23 protein-coding genes and 1 pseudogene are annotated in these 23,292 nt (G+C 58.9%); 11 read left to right on the top strand and 13 right to left on the bottom strand.

What is annotated here, in order from left to right:
* Window positions 1-39: 39 nt before the first annotated feature.
* The gene (gene gmk, locus FGA82_RS02645; protein WP_008078609.1) at window positions 40-660 is read right to left on the bottom strand and encodes a guanylate kinase; all 621 of its coding nucleotides are present in this window, start codon (window positions 658-660) and stop codon (window positions 40-42) included.
* A gap of 13 nt (window positions 661-673) precedes the next feature.
* Window positions 674-1,537, bottom strand: coding sequence for a YicC/YloC family endoribonuclease (locus tag FGA82_RS02640; protein ID WP_141125926.1), 864 nt, complete (start codon window positions 1,535-1,537; stop codon window positions 674-676).
* A 268-nt stretch (window positions 1,538-1,805) separates the two neighbouring features.
* Between FGA82_RS02640 and rph the strand changes: the two genes are divergently transcribed.
* From rph to gltS, 3 genes are all read left to right on the top strand, one after another.
* Window positions 1,806-2,528: a ribonuclease PH gene (gene rph / locus FGA82_RS02635; protein ID WP_016985814.1), complete on the top strand. Its 723-nt coding sequence runs from the start codon at window positions 1,806-1,808 to the stop codon at window positions 2,526-2,528.
* A 28-nt stretch (window positions 2,529-2,556) separates the two neighbouring features.
* The gene (locus tag FGA82_RS02630; protein ID WP_007920344.1) at window positions 2,557-2,925 is read left to right on the top strand and encodes a DUF4870 domain-containing protein; all 369 of its coding nucleotides are present in this window, start codon (window positions 2,557-2,559) and stop codon (window positions 2,923-2,925) included.
* Between the two features lie 368 nt (window positions 2,926-3,293).
* On the top strand, window positions 3,294-4,502 hold the full coding sequence (gene gltS / locus FGA82_RS02625; RefSeq protein ID WP_141125925.1) for a sodium/glutamate symporter: 1,209 nt from the start codon (window positions 3,294-3,296) through the stop codon (window positions 4,500-4,502).
* Window positions 4,503-4,582: 80 nt separating this feature from the next.
* Here gltS and FGA82_RS02620 read toward each other — a convergent pair whose 3' ends face one another.
* Complete coding sequence (locus tag FGA82_RS02620; RefSeq protein WP_007920349.1) at window positions 4,583-5,362, bottom strand: exodeoxyribonuclease III; 780 nt, start codon at window positions 5,360-5,362, stop codon at window positions 4,583-4,585.
* An 82-nt stretch (window positions 5,363-5,444) separates the two neighbouring features.
* Between FGA82_RS02620 and pyrE the strand changes: the two genes are divergently transcribed.
* On the top strand, window positions 5,445-6,089 hold the full coding sequence (gene pyrE, locus FGA82_RS02615) for an orotate phosphoribosyltransferase (RefSeq protein WP_042608114.1): 645 nt from the start codon (window positions 5,445-5,447) through the stop codon (window positions 6,087-6,089).
* 183 nt (window positions 6,090-6,272) lie between these two features.
* On the opposite strand, the gene argB is transcribed toward pyrE, so the two are convergent.
* The 4 genes and pseudogenes from argB to coaBC form a co-directional block, all read right to left on the bottom strand.
* Complete coding sequence (gene argB / locus FGA82_RS02605; RefSeq protein ID WP_141125924.1) at window positions 6,273-7,178, bottom strand: acetylglutamate kinase; 906 nt, start codon at window positions 7,176-7,178, stop codon at window positions 6,273-6,275.
* A gap of 17 nt (window positions 7,179-7,195) precedes the next feature.
* Window positions 7,196-8,572, bottom strand: a pseudogene (locus FGA82_RS02600) (phosphomannomutase/phosphoglucomutase); the annotation flags it as partial.
* Window positions 8,573-8,896: 324 nt separating this feature from the next.
* The gene (gene dut / locus FGA82_RS02590) at window positions 8,897-9,352 is read right to left on the bottom strand and encodes a dUTP diphosphatase (protein WP_038359240.1); all 456 of its coding nucleotides are present in this window, start codon (window positions 9,350-9,352) and stop codon (window positions 8,897-8,899) included.
* Between the two features lie 5 nt (window positions 9,353-9,357).
* The gene (coaBC, locus tag FGA82_RS02585) at window positions 9,358-10,566 is read right to left on the bottom strand and encodes a bifunctional phosphopantothenoylcysteine decarboxylase/phosphopantothenate--cysteine ligase CoaBC (RefSeq protein ID WP_141126114.1); all 1,209 of its coding nucleotides are present in this window, start codon (window positions 10,564-10,566) and stop codon (window positions 9,358-9,360) included.
* Between the two features lie 135 nt (window positions 10,567-10,701).
* On the opposite strand from coaBC, the gene radC reads away from it, so the two are divergent.
* Window positions 10,702-11,376 (top strand): RadC family protein, encoded by a 675-nt coding sequence (gene radC / locus FGA82_RS02580; protein ID WP_077575044.1) that lies wholly within the window; start codon window positions 10,702-10,704, stop codon window positions 11,374-11,376.
* Between the two features lie 134 nt (window positions 11,377-11,510).
* On the opposite strand, the gene FGA82_RS02570 is transcribed toward radC, so the two are convergent.
* On the bottom strand, window positions 11,511-13,097 hold the full coding sequence (locus tag FGA82_RS02570) for an ABC transporter substrate-binding protein (protein WP_141125923.1): 1,587 nt from the start codon (window positions 13,095-13,097) through the stop codon (window positions 11,511-11,513).
* Window positions 13,098-13,545: 448 nt separating this feature from the next.
* Here FGA82_RS02570 and rpmB point away from each other — a divergent pair, with 448 nt between their 5' ends.
* Entirely contained in the window at window positions 13,546-13,779 is a 234-nt protein-coding gene (gene rpmB, locus FGA82_RS02565) for a 50S ribosomal protein L28 (RefSeq protein WP_007920377.1), read from the top strand.
* An 11-nt stretch (window positions 13,780-13,790) separates the two neighbouring features.
* Window positions 13,791-13,946: a 50S ribosomal protein L33 gene (gene rpmG / locus FGA82_RS02560; RefSeq protein WP_003177274.1), complete on the top strand. Its 156-nt coding sequence runs from the start codon at window positions 13,791-13,793 to the stop codon at window positions 13,944-13,946.
* A gap of 76 nt (window positions 13,947-14,022) precedes the next feature.
* Here the strand turns inward: rpmG and FGA82_RS02555 are convergent, their stop codons facing one another.
* Window positions 14,023-14,232: a hypothetical protein gene (locus tag FGA82_RS02555; protein ID WP_007920378.1), complete on the bottom strand. Its 210-nt coding sequence runs from the start codon at window positions 14,230-14,232 to the stop codon at window positions 14,023-14,025.
* A 158-nt stretch (window positions 14,233-14,390) separates the two neighbouring features.
* Window positions 14,391-14,753, bottom strand: a complete 363-nt coding sequence (locus tag FGA82_RS02550) for a cupin domain-containing protein (RefSeq protein WP_141125922.1) — start codon at window positions 14,751-14,753, stop codon at window positions 14,391-14,393.
* A gap of 239 nt (window positions 14,754-14,992) precedes the next feature.
* Here FGA82_RS02550 and FGA82_RS02545 point away from each other — a divergent pair, with 239 nt between their 5' ends.
* Together FGA82_RS02545 and FGA82_RS02540 are read left to right on the top strand one after the other, a co-directional pair.
* The gene (locus FGA82_RS02545; protein WP_141125921.1) at window positions 14,993-16,486 is read left to right on the top strand and encodes an aldehyde dehydrogenase; all 1,494 of its coding nucleotides are present in this window, start codon (window positions 14,993-14,995) and stop codon (window positions 16,484-16,486) included.
* Window positions 16,487-16,674: 188 nt separating this feature from the next.
* Window positions 16,675-17,820, top strand: a complete 1,146-nt coding sequence (locus FGA82_RS02540; RefSeq protein WP_141125920.1) for an MFS transporter — start codon at window positions 16,675-16,677, stop codon at window positions 17,818-17,820.
* An 88-nt stretch (window positions 17,821-17,908) separates the two neighbouring features.
* Here the strand turns inward: FGA82_RS02540 and FGA82_RS02535 are convergent, their stop codons facing one another.
* Window positions 17,909-19,477 (bottom strand): phospholipase D family protein, encoded by a 1,569-nt coding sequence (locus FGA82_RS02535; protein WP_141125919.1) that lies wholly within the window; start codon window positions 19,475-19,477, stop codon window positions 17,909-17,911.
* A gap of 60 nt (window positions 19,478-19,537) precedes the next feature.
* The gene (locus tag FGA82_RS02530) at window positions 19,538-20,959 is read right to left on the bottom strand and encodes a PLP-dependent aminotransferase family protein (protein WP_141125918.1); all 1,422 of its coding nucleotides are present in this window, start codon (window positions 20,957-20,959) and stop codon (window positions 19,538-19,540) included.
* Between the two features lie 178 nt (window positions 20,960-21,137).
* On the opposite strand from FGA82_RS02530, the gene FGA82_RS02525 reads away from it, so the two are divergent.
* Window positions 21,138-21,383: a DUF1127 domain-containing protein gene (locus FGA82_RS02525; RefSeq protein ID WP_141125917.1), complete on the top strand. Its 246-nt coding sequence runs from the start codon at window positions 21,138-21,140 to the stop codon at window positions 21,381-21,383.
* 53 nt (window positions 21,384-21,436) lie between these two features.
* Here the strand turns inward: FGA82_RS02525 and FGA82_RS02520 are convergent, their stop codons facing one another.
* Window positions 21,437-22,747, bottom strand: a complete 1,311-nt coding sequence (locus FGA82_RS02520; RefSeq protein ID WP_141125916.1) for an NAD(P)/FAD-dependent oxidoreductase — start codon at window positions 22,745-22,747, stop codon at window positions 21,437-21,439.
* Window positions 22,748-22,894: 147 nt separating this feature from the next.
* On the opposite strand from FGA82_RS02520, the gene FGA82_RS02515 reads away from it, so the two are divergent.
* Window positions 22,895-23,248 carry a YkgJ family cysteine cluster protein gene (locus FGA82_RS02515; RefSeq protein ID WP_038359217.1) on the top strand — a complete coding sequence of 118 codons (354 nt, stop codon included), beginning with the start codon at window positions 22,895-22,897 and terminating at the stop codon, window positions 23,246-23,248.
* The last annotated feature ends 44 nt before the right edge of the window (window positions 23,249-23,292 follow it).

The raw sequence follows: 23,292 nt of genomic DNA, 5'->3' as shown, positions 1-23,292 counted from the left end.
CCAATGTAAAGCGCTTGCAGCTGTTTTGGGAAGTGCTGATTATCCGAGCAATTCGGCCAGCAACTTGCCGAAACGTACTTGCTGGCGTTTCTGTTGGAGTTGATTGGCGCGGAAAATCGCCTTCAGATCGTCAAGTGCATGAGCAAAATCGTCGTTGATGATCAGGTAGTCGTACTCGACATAGTGACTCATCTCGCTGACCGCTTCGCGCATCCGGCCGTCAATGATCTCGTCGCTGTCCTGGCCACGGTTGGTCAGGCGCTGGTGCAGTGCCTGAAGCGACGGCGGCAGGATAAAGATCGAGCGAGCTTGCGGCATCAGCTTGCGCACTTGCTCGGCGCCCTGCCAGTCGATTTCCAGAATCAGGTCGTGACCTTCGTCCAGCGTCTGCTGCAGGCGGCTTTGCGAGGTGCCGTAGAAGTTGCCGAAGACTTCGGCACGTTCGAGGAAGTCGCCGTGCTCGCCCATCTTCACGAACTCTTCGCGCGTCACGAAGTGATAGTTCACGCCGTCCACTTCACCCGGACGCATTGCGCGCGTGGTGTGGGAAACCGAAACACGAATTTCCGGTATGGCGTCGGTCAACGCCTTGACCAGACTGCTCTTGCCCGCGCCCGATGGCGCGGAAATGATGTACAGGGTGCCGGTGCTGTGGGTCATGTCAGGGATAGCCTTACTCAATATTCTGCACTTGTTCGCGCATCTGCTCGATCAACACCTTGAGGTTGACGGCGGCTTGGGTGCTGCGCGGGTCGAAGGCCTTGGAGCCCAGTGTGTTGGCTTCGCGGTTGAGTTCCTGCATCAGGAAATCGAGGCGGCGTCCGGCCGCGCCGCCGGATTTGAGCACCCGGCGCACTTCGATGATGTGGGTGCTCAGGCGATCCAGTTCTTCGGCCACGTCGCTCTTTTGCGCGAGCATGACCATTTCCTGTTCGAGGCGCTGCGGGTCCAGCTCGGCCTTCATGTCGGCGAAGCGGTCGAGGACTTTCTGGCGTTGGGTGGCCAGCATCTGTGGCACCAGTTCACGCAGGGTCACCACGTCTTCCTCAATGGAGGTCAGACGCTCGTTGATCAGGCGTGCCAGCTCAGCGCCTTCGCGCTCGCGGCCGGCCTTCAACTCTTTCAGGCCTTGATTGAACAGGGCCAGTGCGTCGGCGTTCAGTGCCTGCGGGTCAGTCGCATCACCCACCAGTACGCCGGGCCAGGCCAGCACTTCCAGGGGATTGAGTGCGGCAGGATTCTTGATCAAGCCGGCAATGGTCTCGGCCGCTGCGACCAGTTGCGCGGCGCGCTCGCGATCGACTTGCAGGGTTTTGCCGGTGCTTTCTTCGGTGAACCGCAGGGTGCATTCGAGTTTGCCCCGCGACAGGCCCTGACGCAGCGCTTCACGCACCGCGCCTTCGAGATCGCGAAACGACTCCGGCAGACGCAGGTGAGGTTCAAGGTAGCGGCTGTTGACCGAGCGCAGTTCCCAGCTCAGGGTGCCCTGTGCGCCGGCTTTTTCGACGCGGGCGAAGGCGGTCATGCTGTGCACCATGGCGGTGACCTCGCAATGCAGATCGGCGCAGCAGGATGTTCCGCAGGCGCGATATCAATGAATTTAAGCCGACTGGCAGCAAAGGCGCAGGATTGTAGCGCAGTGCAGCGAATGCGCCCAAACACACGGTGTGACAAAGGGCTGCAGCCCGTCGGTAATGGGAGTTTCAGGGCCTTCGGTCGACGCTCGGGTTTTTAACGAGTGCCCAGGCGCGGTGCAGCGCTCTATAATGCTCGGCAGTTTTCCGTCCCCAGTACAGGTATTCCCTATGAAACGTCCAAGTGGTCGCGCTGCCGATCAGCTCCGCTCGATCCGCATTACCCGCAACTACACCAAACACGCCGAGGGATCCGTACTGGTCGAATTCGGTGATACCAAAGTCATCTGCACCGTCAGCGTCGAAAACGGCGTGCCGCGCTTCCTCAAAGGCCAGGGTCAGGGTTGGTTGACCGCCGAGTACGGCATGCTGCCGCGCGCCACTGGCGAGCGTAACCAGCGTGAAGCGAGCCGTGGCAAGCAGGGCGGTCGCACCCTGGAAATCCAGCGTCTGATCGGCCGTTCCCTGCGCGCTGCGCTGGACATGTCCAAGCTGGGCGACGTGACCCTGTACGTCGACTGCGACGTGATCCAGGCCGACGGTGGTACTCGCACGGCTTCGATCACCGGTGCCATGGTTGCGCTGGTTGATGCGCTGAAAGTGATCAAGAAGCGTGGTGGCCTGAAGGGTGGCGATCCGCTCAAGCAGATGATTGGTGCCGTGTCGGTCGGCATGTATCAGGGCGAGGCCGTGCTGGATCTGGACTATCTTGAAGATTCCGCTGCCGAGACTGACCTCAACGTAGTGATGACCAGCACCGGTGGTTTCATCGAAGTGCAGGGCACTGCCGAAGGCGCGCCGTTCCAGCCTGAAGACTTGAACGCCATGCTGGAGCTGGCCAAGCAGGGCATGAACGAAATCTTCGAACTGCAAAAGGCTGCATTGGCCGACTGAGCAGGTTATTAACCGCAAGGAGGACGCGATGAGTGACGAGCAAGAGCTGCTGCCCAAACCGAGCCAGGAGGTTCGCCAATGGGCGATGTTTTGTCACTTGTCCGCCTTGCTGGGGATCTGGATTCCGTTCGGCAATCTGATCGGACCGTTGATCCTCTGGCAGATGAAGCGCGAAACGGACCCGTTCATCGATGCTCAAGGTAAAGAGGCGCTGAATTTTCAGATCACCGTCGCCATCGCATCGTTGATCTGCTTCCTGCTGATGGTGCTGATCATCGGGTTCTTTCTGCTGGGAATATTGGCTATCGGCGCACTGGTTTTGACGATCATTGCGGGAGTTAAGGCTAATGAAGGCTTCCCGTACCGATATCCGTTTACCTGGCGGCTGATCAAATAAAAAGATTATAAAGTTTTAGAATAAATGCCCTGACATGTCAGGGCTTTTTTATTTCTGAAGCAGAGCTAACTCGCGTTGTATGTAGGAATAATCCTTCTGCGATGAGTGGTGTATAACATTTTATATAAAGGCCGCCGTTACACGTTTGGTCACAACTGCATTGCCTTGCTGCTGATATATGTCCTTGGAATCGGGTGTGGCGATTGTTAAAGTTTCCCCGTTAATACTTCTCCAGAAATATTAAGATATATTCAAGCCATCGAAGGTTCTTGAATTCCCGAGTAATCAGTGTTGAGACAATCAGCCGGTTCATGAGGCGCGTGCAGGTAAACAACTCGTCTCTGAATATATAGCCAAGAATAATCCCAATGATTCAGCTCGATTTTTACGGAACACTTGTGGCCGCATCCTTAGTACTTCTGCTAGGGCGTGGGCTAGTTAGGCGTGTTGGTTTTATGCGCAGTTACAATATCCCTGAGCCTGTCGCGGGTGGGCTGGTAGTTGCCTTGCTGTTGTTGCTGCTGCGAACGTTCGATATTGAAGTTCGTTTCGATACTTCCCTGCAGACACCTTTGATGCTGGCCTTTTTTGCCACCATCGGTTTAAGCGCAGACTTCGCCAGTCTGAAGAAAGGTGGCCGGATAGTGGGGATATTTCTCCTGGCGGTCACCGGGCTCTTGGTGGTGCAGAATGCCATGGGGATCGGGCTGGCAAAAATGCTTGGGCTCGACCCGTTGATGGGGCTGCTGACCGGATCGATCACCCTGGCGGGCGGTCATGGCACCGGCGCTGCGTGGGGCACGGTATTCAGCGAGAAGTACGGCCTGGCCTCAGCGTCCGAACTGGCGATGGCCGCCGCGACGTTTGGTCTGGTGCTGGGTGGTTTGATCGGCGGGCCGGTTGCGCGGTTGCTCATCAAGCGTGTAGAGGTGCCCGGTTGCAATCAGCAGGAAGCGCCACGGTTGCCAAAAGGTTTTGAACAGCCGAACAAGGAACGCTCGATCACGCCATTTTCGTTTGTCGAAACCCTGGCTCTGATTGCAGTGAGCTTGCTGGCGGGCAATCTGTTGAATGGCCTGCTGCAAGGGACTGCATTCGAGTTGCCGACGTTCGTGTGTGTCCTGTTTGTAGGCGTGGTGTTGCGCAACGGGCTCTCGGCGCTGGGCCTGTATCAGGTGTTCGAGCGTGAAGTGTCGGTGCTGGGTAATGTCAGCTTGTCGCTGTTTCTGGCGATTGCCCTGATGTCGCTCAAGTTGTGGGATCTGGCCGCACTGGCGTTGCCGATTTTCATCATTCTGGCTGTACAGGCGCTGGTCATGGCGTTGTTCGCGATTTTCGTGACGTTCCGGGTGATGGGCCGCAACTACGATGCCGCCGTGCTGGCCGCTGGACATTGCGGTTTTGGTCTTGGTGCCACGCCGACTGCCATTGCCAACATGCAGGCCGTGACGCAGCGCTACGGCCCCTCGCAGATCGCGTTTCTGGTGGTGCCGATGGTGGGGGCGTTCTTCATCGACATTATTAATGTCGTCGTGATCAAGCTGTACTTGATGTTGCCGTTCTTCGCCGCCGTCTGAGTTCGATTCCGCTTCGAGCGCAGGCATAAAAAATGCCCGTATCGCAAGATACGGGCATTTTTTGTACTGCGAAACGACGCTTAGATGGTCAGCGTCCAGTCGTAGTCGACGATCAGCGGCGCGTGCTGCGAGAACCGCGGCTGACGTGGCAGGCGTGCGCTGCGTACGAAGCGTCGCAGGCCTGGAGTCAGGATCTGGTAGTCGAAACGCCAGCCCAGATTGAGCATCTCGGCCTGTTCGTTATCCGGCCACCAGCTGTACTGGTCGCCTTCACGGCTGACTTCGCGCAGGGCATCGACATAGCCCATGTTGCCGACAATCTCGTCCATCCAGGCGCGTTCTGGCGCCAGGAAGCCCGGGGATTGCTGGCTGTCGCGCCAGTTCTTGATGTCGAGCTTCTGCTGCGCCACGTACAGCGAGCCACAATAAATGTACTCGCGACGTTTACGCCGCTGTTTGTCCAGGTACTTGCCGAAGTCGTCCATGAGCTTGAACTTCTGGTTCAAGTCCTCATCGCCGTTCATCCCCGAAGGAAGCAGCAAGGTGGCAATACTGACTTTGTCGAAATCTGCTTGCAGGTAGCGCCCGTAGCGGTCGGCCGTCTCGAAACCGAGACCGCTGATGACAGCCTTCGGTTGCAACCGCGAATACAAAGCCACGCCGCCTTGGGCAGGGACTTCAGCATCGCAGGCATAAAGGAAGTAGCCATCCAGTTGGAAGGCTGGGTCATCCAGTTCAAAGGCGGAGGCACGGGTGTCCTGCAGGCAGATGACGTCGGCATTCTGTGCTTGCAGCCAACTGAGCAAACCACGCTCGACTGCCGCCTGAATACCATTGACGTTCACACTGATGATCCGCATAAATGGCCCCAAAAATCGCGTGCGTGTATGATACACGGCGTCAAGCTAATTAGCTAAATCCGTGGTATTTGGGGTTTTTTTCATGCAAGCGTATCAGCGCGATTTCATTCGTTTTGCCATCGATCGCGGCGTTTTGCGCTTCGGTGAGTTCACCCTGAAGTCCGGGCGCACCAGTCCTTACTTCTTCAACGCCGGCCTGTTCAACTCGGGTTCGGCTCTGGCGCAGCTGGGGCGTTTCTACGCTGCAGCCATTGCCGAAAGCGGCATTCCCTTCGATGTTTTGTTTGGCCCGGCCTATAAAGGCATCCCGTTGGCGGCAACCACTGCTGTTGCGCTGGCCGAACATCACGACCGCGACCTGCCATGGTGCTTCAACCGCAAGGAAGCCAAGGCCCACGGCGAAGGCGGCAGCCTGGTTGGCGCACCGCTGACCGGCGAAGTACTGATCATCGACGACGTGATCACTGCTGGCACCGCGATTCGTGAGGTGATGCAGATCATCGCTTCCCAGGACGGTGCCAAGGCTGCTGGCGTGCTGATTGCGCTGAACCGTCAGGAGCGTGGCAACGGTGAGTTGTCGGCGATCCAGGAAGTCGAACGCGACTTCGGCATCCCGGTGATCAGCATCGTTTCGCTGAATCAGGTGCTGGAATTCCTCGCCGATGATCCACAGCTCAAGCAGCACCTGCCAGCCGTAGAAGCCTATCGCGCCCAGTTCGGCGTCTGACACACCTTCTCTGTAGGAGCTGCCGAAGGCTGCGATCTTTTGATTTTGGCATTTGGGAGCAAGATCAAAAGATCGCAGCCTTCGGCAGCTCCTACACAGGAGAGGTTCAGAACTCTGAGGTTGCAGACAAAAAAAGACCCCGCTCAGCCAGGCTGAGCGGGGTCTTTTTGCGTGCGCTACGGCTTAAGGACGCTTGCGATTGCTGATCAGCGTACCCACACCGGTGTCGGTGAAGATTTCCAGGAGGATCGCGTTCGGCACACGACCGTCGATGATCAACGAGCTGCCCACGCCGCCCTGCACCGCTTCCAGTGCGCAACGGATCTTCGGCAGCATGCCACCGTAGATGGTGCCATCGGCAATCAGATCATCGACCTGCTGGGTGCTCAGGCCGGTCAGCACGGTGCCCGACTTGTCCATCAGGCCGGCGATGTTGGTCAGCAGCATCAGCTTCTCGGCTTTCAACGCTTCGGCCACTTTACCAGCGACGAGGTCGGCGTTGATGTTGTACGACTCGCCGTTCTCACCGACGCCGATCGGCGCGATGACCGGGATGAAGTTGCCTTTGACCAGCAGATTCAGCAGTTCGGTGTTGATCCCGACCACTTCACCTACCTGACCGATGTCGATGATTTCCGGTTGAGTCATCTCCGGTGTCTGGCGGGTCACAGTGAGCTTCTTCGCACGAATCAGCCCGGCGTCTTTACCGGTCAGGCCAATGGCGCTGCCGCCGTGACGGTTGATCAGGTTGACGATGCTCTTGTTGACCTGGCCGCCGAGGACCATTTCTACCACGTCCATGGTCGCGGCGTCGGTGACTCGCATGCCGTCGACGAAATGGCTTTCGATCGACAGGCGCTTGAGCAGATCGCCGATCTGCGGGCCGCCACCGTGCACGACCACCGGGTTGATGCCCACGGCTTTCATCAAGACGATGTCGCGGGCGAAACCGGTTTTCAGCTCCTCGCTTTCCATCGCGTTGCCGCCGTATTTGATCACCAGGGTCTTGCCGGCATAGCGTCGGATGTAAGGCAACGCTTCGGACAGGACCTGGGCGGTATGGGCGGCGGCTTCGCGTTCGAGGGTCATTCAGGGCTCCGGGTGGATCAGAACGGTAGTTGGAGATCAGGTGCAACGCGTTTCAGTTGGGCGTGGAACACATCCTTGATGCGTTGCAATTCAGCCTCGTCATCGGCCTCGAAGCGCAGCACCAGCACCGGCGTGGTGTTGGATGCGCGCACCAGGCCCCAGCCTTTGGCGTAATCGACTCGCACGCCGTCGATGGTGGTCAGGTCAGCGCCTGCGCCCCACTGTGCGTCGTGCAGTGCATCAATGATGCTGAATTTGCTCTCTTCGGTCACATGGATATTGATTTCCGGCGTAGAAATATCGTTCGGGAAGGTCGCAAACAGCTCTTCCGCGGTGGATTTTTCCTTGCTGAGGATCTCCAGCAGCCGTGCGGCACTGTAGATACCGTCGTCGAAACCGAACCAGCGCTCCTTGAAGAAAATGTGCCCGCTCATTTCACCGGCCAATAGCGCGCCGGATTGTTTCATTTTCTTTTTGATCAACGAATGACCGGTCTTCCACATTAGCGGACGACCACCGTATTCCTTGATCAGCGGCACCAGGCGACGGGTGCATTTGACGTCGAAAATGATCTCGGCGTCCGGGTTCCGCGCAACCACGTCACGGGCAAACAGCATCAGCAGGCGATCCGGGTAGACGATGCTGCCGGTATTGGTCACCACGCCGACACGGTCGCCGTCGCCGTCGAAAGCCAGGCCGATGTCGGCGTTGGTTTCCTTGACCTTGGCGATCAGGTCGACGAGGTTTTCAGGCTTGCCCGGATCCGGATGATGGTTCGGGAAGTTGCCGTCGACTTCGCAGAACAGCGGGATGACTTCGCAGTTCAGCGCTTCGATCAGTTGCGGGGCGATCACGCCGGCCGCGCCGTTGCCGCAGTCGACCACAACCTTCATGCGCCGCGCCAGTTTGATGTCCTGGACGATTTCGGTGTTGTAGCGGTCGAGGATCTCGACCTGAGTGACGCTGCCGGTACCGCTGCTCAAGTTGTTGGTCTTGAGGCGCTCGTGCAGGGCCTGGATCTGTTCGTTGGCGAGGGTGTCGCCGGCGATGACGATCTTGAAGCCGTTGTAGTTCGACGGGTTGTGGCTGCCGGTGAGCATCACGCCCGACTTGCCGGCCAGCACGTTGGCGGCGTAGTACAGCGCCGGCGTCGGCACCAGGCCAACGTCGCTGACGTGGCAGCCGCTTTCGGCGATACCGCGAATCAGCTCGGCAACCAGCTCCGGGCCGGACAAGCGGCCGTCGCGACCGACGGACACGTTTGGTTCACCCTGAGCCAGGCTCTGCGAACCGATGGCGCGGCCGATCCAGTAAGCGGTTTCGGCATTGAGGAATTCCGGCACGGTGCCGCGAATGTCATAGGCGCGGAAAATGCTGTCGGGCAGCTTCGGGGCAATCTTGGCTGGGGTGCTCATCTACGGAAATGCTCCATCTCGAAAGTGGCGGGACAGACCGACGAATCGTTCGACGGCAGGCTCAAACTGAAGGGTATGACGGCGTTTTCCACAGAGAGTTCGTGGTGTGAAAGGGCCATGACGCCTCGGCTGGCGTGGCTTTCGGCCGGCAAAACCTTGATTTACGGTGTTAAAACCTGTCGCGGAAACTGCACAAATTTCCCCTGTAGGAGCTGCCGAAGGCTGCGATCTTTTGGCTTTGTTTTTTAAGATCAAAATCAAAAGATCGCAGCCTGCGGCAGCTCCTACAGGAGATGTATTCGGTTATTTCGTGCCGGTATGGCCGAAACCGCCGGTGCCGCGTTCGGTTTCGACGAACTCTTCAACCATTTCGAAATGCGCCTGCACTACCGGCACCAGCACCAGCTGCGCCAGACGTTCGCCGACGGTCATGGTGAAGTCGGTCTGACCACGGTTCCAGCACGACACCATCAGCGGGCCCTGGTAATCCGAATCGATCAGGCCGACGAGATTGCCCAGCACGATGCCGTGTTTATGGCCCATGCCGGAGCGCGGCAGGATCAGCGCGGCGAGGTTCGGGTCGCCGATGTAAACCGACAGACCGGTGGGGATCAGCACGGTTTCACCCGGTTTGATCACAATGTCCTGATCCAGCATGGCGCGCAGGTCGAGGCCGGCGGAGCCCGGGGTGGCGTATTGCGGCAGCGGGAAATCGGTACCGATGCGTGGGTCGAGGATCTTGGCTTGCAAAGCGTGCATGTAAATTAAACCTGGTTCAGACGTTCGGCGATAAAAGTGACCAGTTGGCGAGCGATCTTGCTCTTGCTGGTCTGGGCGAAAACCGTGGCGTGCAGCTCACGGTCAATCACGCTGCAGGCGTTTTCTTCGCTGTTGAAACCGATGCTCGGGTTGGCGACGTCATTGGCGACGATCAAATCGAGATTCTTGTCCTTCAGCTTGCGTGCAGCGTAGTCGAGCAGGTGTTCGGTCTCGGCGGCAAAGCCGACACTGAACGGACGGTCGGGACGGGTCGCGATGGTGGCCAGGATGTCCGGGTTACGCACCATTTGCAGGACGAAGCCGTCACCGCTCGTAGGATCTTTCTTGAGTTTTTGCGGGGCGACGACTTCCGGGCGGTAGTCCGCAACCGCAGCCGAGGAAATGAACACGTCGCACGGAATTGCGGCTTCGCAGGCCGCGAGCATGTCGCGGGCGCTGACCACATCGATTCGCGTGACGCGATCCGGGGTTGGCAGGTGCACCGGGCCGCTGATCAATGTGACGCGGGCGCCGGCTTCAACCGCTGCTTCAGCCAGGGCAAAGCCCATTTTCCCGGAGCTGTGGTTGGTGATGTAGCGCACCGGGTCGATGTTTTCCTGGGTCGGGCCGGCGGTAATCACCACGTGTTTACCGGTCAGCGCCTGCCGCTGAAAGCAGTCTGCTGCGCATTGCGCCAGATCGGTGGCTTCCATCATGCGGCCCATGCCGACGTCGCCGCAGGCCTGACTTCCAGACGCCGGGCCGAAGGCCTTAAGGCCACGGCTTTCCAGGAGTTGCAGGTTGGCTTGGGTCGCCGGATCGCGCCACATCGCCTGATTCATTGCCGGAGCAACGGCGACGACAGCGTCGGTGGCCAACACCAAAGTGGTCAGCAAATCATTGGCAATGCCTTGGGCCAGGCGGGCGAGCAGGTCGGCGGTGGCCGGGGCGATCAGTACCAGATCGGCCCACTTGGCCAGTTCGATGTGGCCCATCGCGGCTTCGGCGGCCGGGTCGAGCAAATCGAGGTGCACCGGGTGGCCGGACAGCGCCTGCATGGTCAGCGGGGTGATGAATTCGGCGCCGCCATGGGTCATGACCACGCGCACTTCGGCACCCTGGTCGATCAGGCGACGAACCAGATCGGCGCTCTTGTAGGCCGCGATACCGCCGCCGACGCCCAGAACGATGCGTTTCCGATACAGCCGCTGCATAGGTCTGCCTTTCATTTCGTGGGTGACATACGTGGCGAAACCCCCTCCCCAGGGTGAATTCGCCCGCAAAAAAGATGGGCTAAGATATCACAGCGACCGCTACGGAACAGCGGCGCCCACAGACAGGGAATGTGTATGAGTATTCGCGATTGGCCTGCGGCGGAACGCCCGCGGGAAAGGTTATTGGAGCACGGTGCAGCGAGCCTTTCGGACGCTGAGTTGTTGGCCATTTTTCTGCGCACCGGATTGCCCGGAATAAGCGCTGTGGACCTGGCGCGCAACCTGTTGACTCAATTCGGCAGCCTGCGTTTGCTGCTTGAGGCCGATCAGCACGCATTCAGCAAACAATTGGGGCTCGGGCCGGCGAAGTTTGCGCAACTGCAAGCTGCTCAGGAAATGAACAGGCGGCATCTGGCTGAGAAATCCCGGCAGAAACCAGCCCTGGAAAACCCTCAGGTCGTTCGCGATTATCTGAAATCGATGCTGCGTCACGAACCGCATGAGGTGTTTGGTTGCCTGTTTCTCGACTCCAAACATCAAGTACTGAATTTCGAGATACTGTTTCGCGGCTCCATCGATAACACCAGCGTGCATCCGCGCGAAGTAGTTAAGCGATGTCTGGCCAATAACGCGGCGGCGTTGATCCTGTGCCACAACCATCCATCGGGGAACACTGACCCCAGTCAGGCTGATCGATTACTGACCAAGCGTTTGCAGAAGGCGCTGGAGCTGATTGATGTGCGAGTGCTGGATCACTTCATCGTCGGTGACGGAGAGCCGCTGTCGATGGCAGAGTGTGGCTGGATGTAACGCTCAGGGGAAAAACGCTAAACCCCTGTAGGAGTGAGCCTGCTCGCGATAGCAATTTTCCAGTCACCGAATGTGTTGACTGAAATGACGCCATCGCGAGCAGGCTCACTCCTACAGGTTATGTGCTGGGCAGGTTATTTGAGGTTGACCTTGGAATAGTCCTGGCGGCCAAACGGGCTGACGGAGTAACCCTGCACGTCTTTGCGTGTGAGCGCATAGGCGGTCGGGTGCGCCAGCGGCAACCACAACGCCTGCTGCTGAATCTGCGTCTGCGCCTGCTCATACAGCTTGGTGCGCACACCTTGCTCACTAGTGGTCTTGCCCGCACTGATCAACTTGTCCAGATCAGCGTTGCAGTACCGCGCAAAGTTGGTCCCGGACTTGACCGCCGCGCAGGAAAACTGCGGCGTGAGGAAGTTGTCCGGATCGCCGTTATCGCCGGCCCAGCCCATGAACAGCAGGTCGTGCTCGCCAGCCTTGGCGCGACGAATCAGTTCGCCCCACTCGATCACGCGGATTTCCGCCTGAATGCCGATTTCCGCCAGATCCGACTGCAGCATCTGCGCACCCAGGCTTGGGTTCGGATTCAGCAGGCTGCCGGAAGGACGCGTCCAGATGGTGGTCTGGAAGCCGTCCTTCAACCCAGCCTTGGCCAGCAACGCTTTGGCTTTGACGACATCATGCGGATACCCCGGCAGACTCTTCGCGTAGCTCCAGGTGTTCGGCGGGTAAGGGCCGTTGGCGGCTTCGGCGGTGTCTTCAAACACAGCCTTGATGTAGTTGGCCTTGTCGAATGCGAGGTTGATTGCCTGACGCACTTCCGGCTTGTCCAGCGGCGGATGCTGGCTGTTGATGCCGATGAAAGCGGTCATGAACGCGTCAGTTTTTTCGACTTTCAGCGTCGGCTCTTTCAGCGCGGCCTGTACGTCCAGCGGTTTTGGCGACAGGGCGATCTGGCATTCGTTACGTCGCAGCTTTTGCAGGCGCACGTTGGCGTCCGGGGTAATGGCGAAGATCAACGGATCCACCGCAGGCTTGCCACCGAAGTAATCCGGGTTGGCCTTGTAGCGGATCGCCGCGTCTTTCTGAAAGCGGTTGAACACGAACGGGCCGGTGCCGATCGGTTGGCTGTTGAGCTTGTCCGTGGCGCCGGCCTTCATCAGTTTGTCGGCGTATTCGGCGGAGTAGATCGAAGCGAAGCCCATGCTCAGGGTCGCCAGGAATGTCGAGTCCGGGTGGTCAAGGGTGAAGCGCACGGTCAGCGGATCGAGCGCGTCGATCTTCTTGATCAGCGCTGGCAACTGCATCGACTGCGCATGCGGGAAGCCGCTCTGGGCGACTTTGTGCCACGGGTTGGCCGGGTCGAGCATGCGGTCGAAGCTGAATTTGACGTCTTCGGCGGTCAGCTCGCGGCTCGGCTTGAAGTATTCGGTCGTATGAAACTTCACCTGCGGGTGCAACTTGAACACATAGGTCAGGCCATCGGTACTGACCTCCCAGCTGTCAGCCAGGCTGGGGACGACTTTGCCGCTGGCGGTGTCGAAATCCACCAGACGGTTCATAAGCACGTCAGCCGAGGCATTGGTGGTGGTCAGCGAGTTGTATTGCACCACATCGAACCCTTCCGGGCTGGCCTCGGTACAGACGCTCAGCGCGGCGGCCTGAGCCAGAGGGCTCAGCAGGAGCGGGGCGAGCAACAGGGGTAGGGCAGCGAGGCGCATGGTCGGTTTCCTTTTACAGATCGAAGGCCCATCTGCAAGTGCAGTCTGGAAAAGGCCTACCCTAGAGGTCTGGATTACAAATGACTATCCCCTTTTTGCATTTTCGGGGCACAGTGATAGCCGTTTTTCAGACGGCGGCGCGCGGTGAAAAGTCCGGATCGCCCTCAAGGACGATTTTCTGCGACGAGTGGTAAAAATCGATGTCAGCCTTTATCCATGGCGTTCGCAGGCTGAAAAAGCGCCTTTATGTGGATTGATTGCACACGGAATGTTGTTGCACTCCGGTCTTTCTGGTATAAAGCAGCGCTCTTTTCTAGGGGCCCGGTTCCTTCACTGTAGGTGTAGCCGGTAAGACCTCTAAAGAAACGCGGCGCCTGGCGCCAAATGACTGAGAGATTAAGCGGCCAACCCATGCCGGGTTGGGCATGTGGTTTTAGAGGGCTGAGGCATGTCGAGAGTATGTCAAGTTACCGGTAAGGGTCCGGTGACTGGGAATAACATTTCCCACGCAAACAACAAAACCCGTCGTCGTTTCCTGCCGAACCTGCAGCATCACCGCTTCTGGGTTGAAGAAGAGAAACGTTTTGTGCGTCTGCGCGTATCTGCCAAAGGCATGCGTATCATCGACAAGCGTGGCATCACTGTCGTGCTCGCCGAACTTCGCCGCGATGGCAAGATTTAAGGGAGCTAATCATGCGTGAATTGATTCGTTTGATCTCGAGCGCCGGTACTGGTCACTTCTACACTACCGACAAGAACAAGCGTACTACCCCGGACAAAATCGAGATCAAGAAATATGATCCGGTTGTTCGCAAGCACGTGATCTACAAGGAAGGCAAAATCAAGTAATTGATTTTTCCCGACTTACGAAAAAGGCCCGTATCTCACGATACGGGCCTTTTTTGTTGCCTTGAAGCCTGATCGATCAACCACAGATCAGTTCAATGATCTCGTTTTTCTCGTTGACCAGGACTCTGATGCGGTCCGCATCAGTGCGCAGGTTGTACATGCCATCCGGCACTTCGAGGCGATGCTTTGTTACTCCGGCTGCGTTGCGCACAGCGAGCAGGTTGTCAGTAGTAGCAACATCACCGAGGAAAAATTGCGCGTTGTAGAGATTGCATTGACTGGACATTGTGCCTCCTTGCTTTGGTTTGAGTTGAGGCCCCTATTCATCGAATCAGACTAACCTCCTGGTTTGACTGATCTTTTCTCGATTCCTAAGCGCCCAGCCGAAGTTTCACTCAAATCTGCTGGATATGCCTTACCCTGCTCGTCACCGTGTGTGTCGGATCAGCTTTTCTGTTCAAAGATCACATAGACCTTGCGGCAAACCTCCAGCACTTCCCAAGTGCCACGAAACCCCGCCGGAATCACAAACCGGTCACCAACACGCAACGTCTTGGCATTACCCTCGCCATCACGCAGCACCGAAACGCCCTGCAAGATCTCGCAGTATTCATGCTCGGTGTAATTCACTGTCCATTGCCCAACCGCACCTTCCCACACGCCAACGCCCATTTGCCCACAAGGGCTGTCGTATTGATGGAACACGGCTTGCTCCGGGTCACCCTTTAGCACTTTGGTCGGGTCCGGGCGATAACGTTCGGCTTCGCTGCTGGTGAGGCTGATGTCGACGACGTTCTGGATGTTCATTGTTGTTATCCCCCGTGAATACGGCGCGATTGGCTGGAAAGGGCCAAAGTCTATGTTGATTAAAATCAACACCGCAAGGCCGTATGGCCACCTTATGTCAAATATATTGAAACAACCCCGGCCGCTGGTTTAGGGTGGCGGGTGCCTCTGGCCGAAAAACCGGCTGGCCGGGCAGAATTCCTGAGGACGCTGGCGAAGAACGCGCGGCGCTCGTATTCAACAAGCGGAGGACACTCGAAATGACCACCCTGACTCGTGCCGACTGGGAACAACGCGCCCGTGACCTGAAAATCGAAGGCCGCGCCTACCTCAATGGCGAATACACCGAAGCCGTCTCCGGCGAGACCTTCGAGTGCATCAGCCCGGTCGATGGCCGTCTGCTTGGCAAAATCGCCAGTTGTGACGCCGCCGACGCCCAGCGTGCCGTGGAAAATGCCCGCGCCACCTTCAATTCCGGTGTCTGGTCGCGCTTGGCACCGACCAAACGCAAAGCCACCATGATCCGTTTTGCCAGCCTGCTGAAGCAGCACGCCGAAGAACTGGCCCTGCTCGAAACTCTCGACATGGGCAAGCCGATCAGCGACTCGCTGTACATCGACGTCCCGGGCGCGGCGCAAGCGCTGAGCTGGAGCGGTGAAGCGATCGACAAGATCTACGACGAAGTGGCTGCTACGCCGCACGACCAGCTGGGTCTGGTGACCCGCGAGCCGGTGGGCGTGGTCGGCGCCATCGTGCCGTGGAACTTCCCGCTGATGATGGCCTGCTGGAAACTCGGTCCGGCACTGTCGACCGGTAACTCGGTGATCCTCAAACCGTCGGAAAAATCCCCGCTGACCGCCATCCGCATCGCTGCGCTCGCCGTTGAAGCCGGCATTCCGAAGGGCGTGCTCAACGTGCTGCCGGGTTACGGTCACACCGTTGGCAAGGCGCTGGCGCTGCACAACGATGTCGACACACTGGTGTTCACTGGTTCGACCAAGATCGCCAAGCAACTGATGATCTACTCCGGCGAATCGAACATGAAACGCGTCTGGCTCGAAGCTGGCGGCAAGAGCCCGAACATCGTCTTTGCCGATGCGCCGGATCTGCAAGCCGCCGCCGAGTCCGCTGCCAGCGCTATCGCCTTCAACCAGGGCGAAGTCTGCACCGCCGGATCGCGTCTGCTGGTGGAGCGTTCGATCAAGGATAAATTCCTGCCGATGGTGATCGAGGCGTTGAAAGCCTGGAAGCCGGGCAATCCGCTGGATCCGGCGACCAACGTCGGTGCACTGGTGGATACGCAGCAGATGAATACCGTGCTGTCGTACATCGAGTCCGGCCATACCGACGGCGCCAAACTGGTCGCTGGCGGTAAGCGCATCCTGCAGGAAACCGGTGGCACCTACGTCGAGCCAACGATTTTCGACGGCGTGAGCAACGCGATGAAGATCGCTCAGGAAGAGATCTTCGGGCCGGTGCTGTCGGTTATCGCTTTCGATACTGCCGAGGAAGCCATCCAGATCGCCAACGACACGCCGTATGGCCTGGCCGCAGCAGTCTGGACCCAGGACATCTCCAAGGCGCACTTGACCGCCAAGGCCCTGCGCGCCGGCAGCGTGTGGGTCAATCAGTACGACGGCGGCGACATGACCGCGCCGTTCGGTGGCTTCAAGCAATCGGGCAACGGTCGCGACAAATCGCTGCACGCGTTCGACAAGTACACCGAGTTGAAGGCGACGTGGATCAAGCTATAAACCGCTGAAGGGAGCCTGATTCAACCAGGCTCCCGAACCAGACAGAGATTCCCTGTGGGAGCGAGCTTGCTCGCGAAAGCGGAGTATCAGTCAGCAGACCTGCTGAATGTGAACCCGTATTCGCGAGCAAGCTCGCTCCCACATTGGTTTTGTGGTGCACATAAAAATAATCCACAGGAGCGTGGAACATGCGGTGGGCGACGTATTTCGCCGTGTTGGCGTCTGTCTTGAGTGTCGGTCTGGCCCTGGGGGTCAGTATGCCGCTGGTTTCTTTGCGCCTGGAAGGCTGGGGTTACGGTTCCTTCGCCATCGGTGTAATGGCCGCGATGCCGGCGATTGGCGTGTTGTTGGGCGCGAAGATTTCCAGTCATTTGGCGGCGCGCTTTGGCACGGCGAACCTGATGCGCCTGTGCCTGTGGGCTGGGGCATTGTCTATCGGTTTGCTGGCGTTGTTACCGAGTTATCCGATCTGGCTGGTGCTGCGCCTGATGATCGGCGTGATCCTGACCATCGTGTTCATCCTCGGCGAGAGCTGGATCAATCAACTGGTGGTCGAAAACTGGCGCGGTCGCCTGGTGGCGCTGTATGGCAGCAGCTATGCGTTGAGCCAGCTCTGCGGCCCGTTACTGTTGGGCGCGCTGGGCACCGAGCATGACTACGGTTTCTGGGTCGGTGTCGGCCTGCTGCTGGTTTCGCCATTGTTGCTGCTGGGCCGCAGCGGTGCACCAAGCAGCGAAGCGAGCAGCGTAACGTTCCGTGACCTGTGGGGATTCGCTCGTGAGCTGCCGGCGATTGCCTGGGCGGTTTCATTGTTCGCCGCGTTCGAGGCGATGATCCTGACGCTGCTGCCGGTGTATTGCCTGCAGCAGGGTTTTACCGCCGAGATTGCACTGGCGATGGTCAGCACCGTAGTGGTGGGTGATGCGTTGTTGCAACTGCCGATTGGCGCGTTGGCCGATTACCTGTCGCGACGTACTTTGTTCGCAGGTTGTGCGGTGGTGTTGATGCTGTCGAGTCTGGCGATTCCGCTGTTGCTCGATACGCTACTTATTTGGCCGTTGTGGGTGCTGTTCGGGGCGAGTGCCGGTGGTTTGTTTACCCTGTCGCTGATTCTGATTGGCGAGCGTTATCGCGACGATGCGCTGGTGCGCGCCAATGCGCATATCGCGCAGCTCTGGGGCGTCGGTTGTCTGATCGGGCCGCTGGCGGCGGGGGCGGGAAGTCAGTGGATCAACGGGCATGCGTTGCCGTTGTTGATGGCGATTGGGGCGTTTGGGTTGGTGATATTGCTGTTGCGCCAAGGTGCATTTGGCGCAGTTACTGAGCCTGCCTGACATCAAAAGATCGCAGCCTTCGGCAGCTCCTACAGAAGGAATGCATTTCAACTGTAGGAGCTGCCGAAGGCTGCGATCTTTTGCTTTATTAAAGCATTCGCTCAAGGCCTACCGTGGTGCTGAACCAAGCATTGAACCGCCGCCACCAACTCCCCGGCTCCTTGGTCAGGGTGTGCATCTGGCCGTTGTCCTCAGTCATCCAGACAATCTGACCATTCTGTAACTTCGCCTCATAACTCAGCGCGGGCGCCATGCCCTGCAAGGCCAGTTCACGCACATGCTCGGCCAGCTCGGGGCTGTCGACCAAGACCCCGACTTCGGTGTTCCACAGCACCGAGCGCGGGTCGAAGTTGAATGAGCCGATAAACGACTTCTGCCGATCAAAAATCATCGCTTTGCTGTGCAGGCTTGAATCGGAACCGCGAAACGACTTGCTGTAAAACACATGCGGGCCGCTGCCGTAGTTATCCCCAGGCTGGCGCCGCAGTTCGTACAACTTCACGCCGTGCTCCAATAGCGCCTTGCGATACGGTGCATATCCGCCATGCACCGCCGGCACATCGGTGGCCTCCAGCGCGTTGGTCAGCAGGCTCACCGAGACGCCGGCATCGGCGCGACCGGTCAGGTACACCAGTCCCGGCTGGCCTGGTACGAAATAGGCCGAAATCATGATCAGCTCTTTGCTCACGCCTCTGAGCTCGGGTGCCAGTTGCGTGGTCAGCAGCAATTGCGGATCCGGTTCGCCCTTGGCCAGCACTTTACTCGGCGCATCCCACAACGCCTGATTCCACGCCCAGATCAGCTCTTTGCGCCAGATGTCCATGCGCGGTTCGGTCTTGAACGTCATCAACTGCTGATACAGCGCGTGATTCTGTTTGCGGGTGTCTTCCAGCGATTCTTCCAGGCGTGTGCGGGTGTTCTCCAGGTCCTTGGCGGTAGGTTGGCTGGTAAGGAACTCGTCGATCGGTTTGCTCAGCGCGCTGTTCCAGTACTGGTCGAAACTGTGTCCGAGCTGCTCGGCCACCGGCCCGACACTGAGCATGTCGATGTCGGTGAAATTCAGGTTCGGCTCGGCGTCGAAATACTCGTCACCCAGATTGCGCCCGCCGACGATGGCCACGCTGTTATCCGCCAGCCACAGCTTGTTGTGCATGCGCCGGTGTTGCAGCGATAGATTGAACAAGCGGCCTGCTGCCCGCGTGACGCCGGTACTGCGGCCAAGGTGTAGTGGATTGAACAGACGAATCTGAATCTGCGGATGCGCCGCGAGTGTGGCGATGATCTGGTCGAGGCCATCGCTGGTGGTGTCATCGAGCAGGATGCGCACGCGTACGCCACGATCGGCAGCCTTGAGCAGTTCCTCCACCAGCATCCGCGTGCTGATGCCATCGTGGACGATGTAGTACTGCAGATCGAGGCTGGTCTGGGCGTTGCGGATCAGTTCGGCGCGGGCGGTGAACGCCTCGCTGCTGTTGGACAGCAGGCGAAACCCCGAGCGGCCTTGATAGGGCGCCGCTTGCGCCTGAATCGAACGGCCGAAGCTGGAGTCTGTCGCCGGCAATGCCTGACTCGGCTCGCGCGGAACATCGAGACTGGCACAGCCGCTCAGGAACGAGGCGAGTATCAGCAAAGCGAACAGGGGCTGTCTGAAGCTCACGTAGGGTCATTCCGAATGGCGGCTAGGGTCGGCATATGGACGCGGTTCTCTGGAAAAAGGTCAGTCGGCTGCGGCCAGTAATCTGACGGCCGTCTCGCCGACCTTGCGCACCGCCTCTTCGATCTGCGCTGTCGGTTTGGCAGCGTAGTTCATCCGCAGGCAATTGCGGTACTTGCCCGAGGCGGAAAAAATGCTGCCGACGGCAATCTGTACGCCTTGGTCGTGCAACTCACGATTGAGTTTCAAGGTATCGAAACCTTCCGGCAATTCGACCCACAACATGAAACTGCCTTGCGGCCGGCTGGCGCGGGTGCCTGCCGGGAAATAGCGGGTAACCCAGTCGATCATCAGGTCGCGACTGCGTTGGTATTGCGTGCGCATGCGCCGCAAGTGCGGTTCGAAATGGCCGGCTTTGAGGAATTCGGCGATGGCGATCTGCGGCTGCGGTGCGGTCGATCCGGTGCTGATGTATTTCATGTGCAGCACCCGCTCGAGGTATCGGCCCGGTGCGACCCAACCAATGCGCAGCCCCGGCGCCAGGGTCTTGGAAAACGAACTGCACAGCAATACGCGGCCGTCTTCGTCGAAGGATTTGATCGTGCGTGGGCGCGGGTAGGTGTAGGCCAGTTCGCCATACACATCGTCCTCGATGATCGCCACGTCAAAGCGCTGCGCGAGGTTGAGCAGGGCGCGTTTGCGCGACTCCGGCATGATGTAGCCGAGCGGGTTGTTGCAATTCGGGGTGAGCTGAATGACCTTGATCGGCCATTGTTCGAGTGCGAGTTCCAGCGCTTCGAGGCTGATCCCGGTGAGCGGGTCGGTGGGAATTTCCAGAGCCTTCATGCCCAGGCCTTTGAGCGTCTGCATGGCGCCGTGAAAGCTAGGCGAGTCCACTGCAACGATGTCGCCCGGCTCGCAGATCGCATGGATGCTGGTAGACAGCGCCTCATGACAACCGGTGGTGATGACAAGGTCGCTGGCGTTCAACTGGCAGCCGGAATCGAGCATTAGTCGAGCGATCTGCTCGCGCAATTCGAGGGTGCCGTGGATGTTGTCGTAATACAAACCGGGCATGTCCTGGCGGCGGCTGATCCGTGCCAAGCCGCGCAACAGCGGTTTCATGGTCGGCGAGCTGATGTCCGGCATGCCGCGACCCAGTTGCACGACATCCTTGCGCGGCACCGCGCGAATCAATTCCAACACTTGATCCCACTGCGAAATCTCCACCGGCCGTTGCGCCGGGCGGCCGATGGCGGGCAACTCCGGCAACTCGCGCCCGACCGGTACGAAGTAGCCGGATTTGGGTTTCGGCGTGGCCAGACCGCTGTCTTCGAGCATGCGATAAGCCTGTTGCACCGTGCTCAGGCTGACCCCGTGTTCGACGCTCAAGGCGCGCACCGACGGCAACCGATCGCCGGGTCGATAGAAGCCGTTTTCGATGCGTGTACCGAGCAATTCGGCGAGGTTTACATAAAGGGTCATGGCGCTGCCTCGGTGCGGTGATTCAATAAACCAGTACAGATGCGGCAAAAATCGACAATTCAGTGGGTAAAGTGGCAAATCTGTATGGAGTTAATACAGTTGCTTTGAATCTGTAATGGTTTTGCTCGCCCGCGCATCATGGAATCTCTGGCTACCCAAGTAAACAGGAGCATTGAAAATGAACGGCTTGAGCGATGTGCGGCTGACGTTACACAGTCAGGAACTGGCGGCAGGGCAGAAGGACAGTGCGCGCAATGAGATCATGCGCAAGCCACCGTCCGGCCTGAATCGCTGGAGTCTGTTGTGGCATCGTCTGCACACGCGCAGGGCGTTGCTGGCGCTGACGGCGGATCAGCTCAAGGACATCGGATTGACCCGTGAGCAGGCGCAGGAAGAGGGGTTGAAGCCGTTCTGGCGGATCTGACAACCACTGATCGTTCCCACGCTCTGCGTGGGAACGATCAACAGAGGGGGGGGTTAGGTCAACTCTTTCATCCGATGCCACAACATTCCCAACGCCAACAGCGGCGAACGCAAATGTTTGCCGCCCGGGAAAGTGATGTGCGGCACCTTGGCAAACAGATCAAAACCTCTGCTGTGCTGCCCGCTGATCGCCTCGGCCAGCAGCTTGCCCGCCAGGTGCGTGGCATTCACGCCGTGGCCGGAATAGGCTTGGGCGTAGTACACGTTCGGCTGATCATTGAGCCGGCCAATTTGCGGCAAGCGGTTGGCGCCGATGCCAATCATGCCGCCCCACTGATAGTCGATCTTTACGCCAGCGAGTTGCGGGAATACCTCGAGCATCTTCGGCTGCATGTAGGCGCCGATATCCTTCGGATCGCGCCCCGAATAATGGCAGGCACCGCCAAACAGCAAACGACGATCCGCCGAGAGCCGGTAGTAATCCAGTGCGACACGCTGGTCGCAGACCGCCATGTTCTGCGGCAGCAGGTTGTGCGCCTGTTCTTCACTCAACGGTTCAGTGGCGATGATGTAGCTGCCGGCGGGCAGGACTTTGCCGCTGAGTTGCGGATTCAGACCATTGAGATAGGCATTGCAGCCGAGCACCAATGTTTTGGCACGCACCGAACCCTGAGCGGTATGGATTTTCACTTCAGGGCCGTAATCGATACGGGTCACTGCCGAATGTTCGAACAGCTGCGCGCCCGACTGCTGCGCCGCTGCCGCTTCACCCAAGGCCAGGTTCAGCGGATGCAGATGCCCCGAACCCATGTCGATCAAGCCACCGACATAGCGCTTGGAACCGACCACGGTGTGCATCTCGCTGGCTTGCAGCAAACGGGTTTCGTAGCGATAACCGAGGCTGCGCAGTTCTTCGGCGTCTTCGGCGAAGCCTTCGAGGTCTGAGGGCTTGTTGGCGAGATCGCAGTAGCCCCAGGTCAGGTCACAGGCAATCTGAAAACGCTCGACGCGTTGGCGAACGATTTCCACCGCTTCCAGGCCCATCAGTTTCATCTCGCGCACGCCGTCGGTGCCGATGACGTTGGCGAACTGATCAAGACCGTGACCGACCCCGCGAATCAACTGTCCGCCATTACGACCACTGGCACCCCAGCCGATCTTGTGTGCTTCCAGCAACACTACGCTGAGGCCGCGTTCAGCCAGTTCCAGCGCCGTGTTCAACCCGGAAAACCCGCCGCCCACCACGCAGACGTCCGCCACTACCTCACCTTGCAGCAGCGGATGATCCGGCTGCGGCAGGCTGCTGGCGGCGTAGTAAGAGGCAACGTGGGGTTGGCTCGCGGAGGTGAAGGCGCGGGCGGTCATGGGCGTCATCCAACGGCTAAGTGTCGAGAAAATTTGACGGAGCATAAGCCGCACCCCCGAACATGGGCAACACTGGTCGGCCTGCGGTGTCTGGATCACGGCTTTTGCGGCACAATTGTCGCCTACTTCACCTTGGTCACTGCTTCAATGAGCTGCAACAGCCAGACAGTCCGCACTTTGCGCCAGCAGATCCCCTCGTTCGAGTGTGTGCCCGGCTGCCACGATTGCTGTGGGCCGGTGACCACCTCGCCGGAAGAAATGGCCCGCCTGCCGCGCAAGACCCGCGCCGAGCAGGATGCGGCGATGGAAGAGTTGAACTGCGTGCATCTGGGGCCGAATGGCTGCACGGTGTATGAAGAGCGGCCGTTGATTTGCCGGCTGTTCGGCACGACCAAAACCTTGCCTTGCCCGAACGAGCGGCGGCCGGTGGAGCTGATTCATCCGCGGGTGGAGAAGCAGATTTTCGAGTACATGGCGGCGAATCGGCAGGTGCTGGTTTAACGGGTTCACTCGGAACCGTGTCGACGCCATCGCTGGCAAGCCAG

The organism is Pseudomonas fluorescens (assembly GCF_005938625.1).
Lineage (GTDB): Bacteria > Pseudomonadota > Gammaproteobacteria > Pseudomonadales > Pseudomonadaceae > Aquipseudomonas > Aquipseudomonas fluorescens_BD.
Note: the sequence above shows the minus strand (reverse complement) of the source record. Positions and strands in the feature narration are given on the sequence as shown.

Coding starts and splice junctions, on each gene's coding strand:
- gmk (WP_008078609.1), bottom strand. CDS start 660: ATGACCCACAGCACCGGCACCCTGTACATCATTTCCGCGCCATCGGGC.
- FGA82_RS02555 (WP_007920378.1), bottom strand. CDS start 14,232: ATGTCCAGTCAATGCAATCTCTACAACGCGCAATTTTTCCTCGGTGAT.
- coaBC (WP_141126114.1), bottom strand. CDS start 10,566: ATGCAGCGGCTGTATCGGAAACGCATCGTTCTGGGCGTCGGCGGCGGT.
- FGA82_RS02530 (WP_141125918.1), bottom strand. CDS start 20,959: ATGACCCTTTATGTAAACCTCGCCGAATTGCTCGGTACACGCATCGAA.
- FGA82_RS02545 (WP_141125921.1), top strand. CDS start 14,993: ATGACCACCCTGACTCGTGCCGACTGGGAACAACGCGCCCGTGACCTG.
- radC (WP_077575044.1), top strand. CDS start 10,702: ATGAGTATTCGCGATTGGCCTGCGGCGGAACGCCCGCGGGAAAGGTTA.
- argB (WP_141125924.1), bottom strand. CDS start 7,178: ATGACCCTCGAACGCGAAGCCGCCGCCCATACCGCCCAGGTCCTGTCC.
- dut (WP_038359240.1), bottom strand. CDS start 9,352: ATGCACGCTTTGCAAGCCAAGATCCTCGACCCACGCATCGGTACCGAT.
- FGA82_RS02570 (WP_141125923.1), bottom strand. CDS start 13,097: ATGCGCCTCGCTGCCCTACCCCTGTTGCTCGCCCCGCTCCTGCTGAGC.
- rpmG (WP_003177274.1), top strand. CDS start 13,791: ATGCGTGAATTGATTCGTTTGATCTCGAGCGCCGGTACTGGTCACTTC.
- rph (WP_016985814.1), top strand. CDS start 1,806: ATGAAACGTCCAAGTGGTCGCGCTGCCGATCAGCTCCGCTCGATCCGC.
- FGA82_RS02520 (WP_141125916.1), bottom strand. CDS start 22,747: ATGACCGCCCGCGCCTTCACCTCCGCGAGCCAACCCCACGTTGCCTCT.
- FGA82_RS02640 (WP_141125926.1), bottom strand. CDS start 1,537: ATGGTGCACAGCATGACCGCCTTCGCCCGCGTCGAAAAAGCCGGCGCA.
- gltS (WP_141125925.1), top strand. CDS start 3,294: ATGATTCAGCTCGATTTTTACGGAACACTTGTGGCCGCATCCTTAGTA.
- rpmB (WP_007920377.1), top strand. CDS start 13,546: ATGTCGAGAGTATGTCAAGTTACCGGTAAGGGTCCGGTGACTGGGAAT.
- FGA82_RS02550 (WP_141125922.1), bottom strand. CDS start 14,753: ATGAACATCCAGAACGTCGTCGACATCAGCCTCACCAGCAGCGAAGCC.
- pyrE (WP_042608114.1), top strand. CDS start 5,445: ATGCAAGCGTATCAGCGCGATTTCATTCGTTTTGCCATCGATCGCGGC.
- FGA82_RS02525 (WP_141125917.1), top strand. CDS start 21,138: ATGAACGGCTTGAGCGATGTGCGGCTGACGTTACACAGTCAGGAACTG.
- FGA82_RS02620 (WP_007920349.1), bottom strand. CDS start 5,362: ATGCGGATCATCAGTGTGAACGTCAATGGTATTCAGGCGGCAGTCGAG.
- FGA82_RS02540 (WP_141125920.1), top strand. CDS start 16,675: ATGCGGTGGGCGACGTATTTCGCCGTGTTGGCGTCTGTCTTGAGTGTC.
- FGA82_RS02515 (WP_038359217.1), top strand. CDS start 22,895: ATGAGCTGCAACAGCCAGACAGTCCGCACTTTGCGCCAGCAGATCCCC.
- FGA82_RS02630 (WP_007920344.1), top strand. CDS start 2,557: ATGAGTGACGAGCAAGAGCTGCTGCCCAAACCGAGCCAGGAGGTTCGC.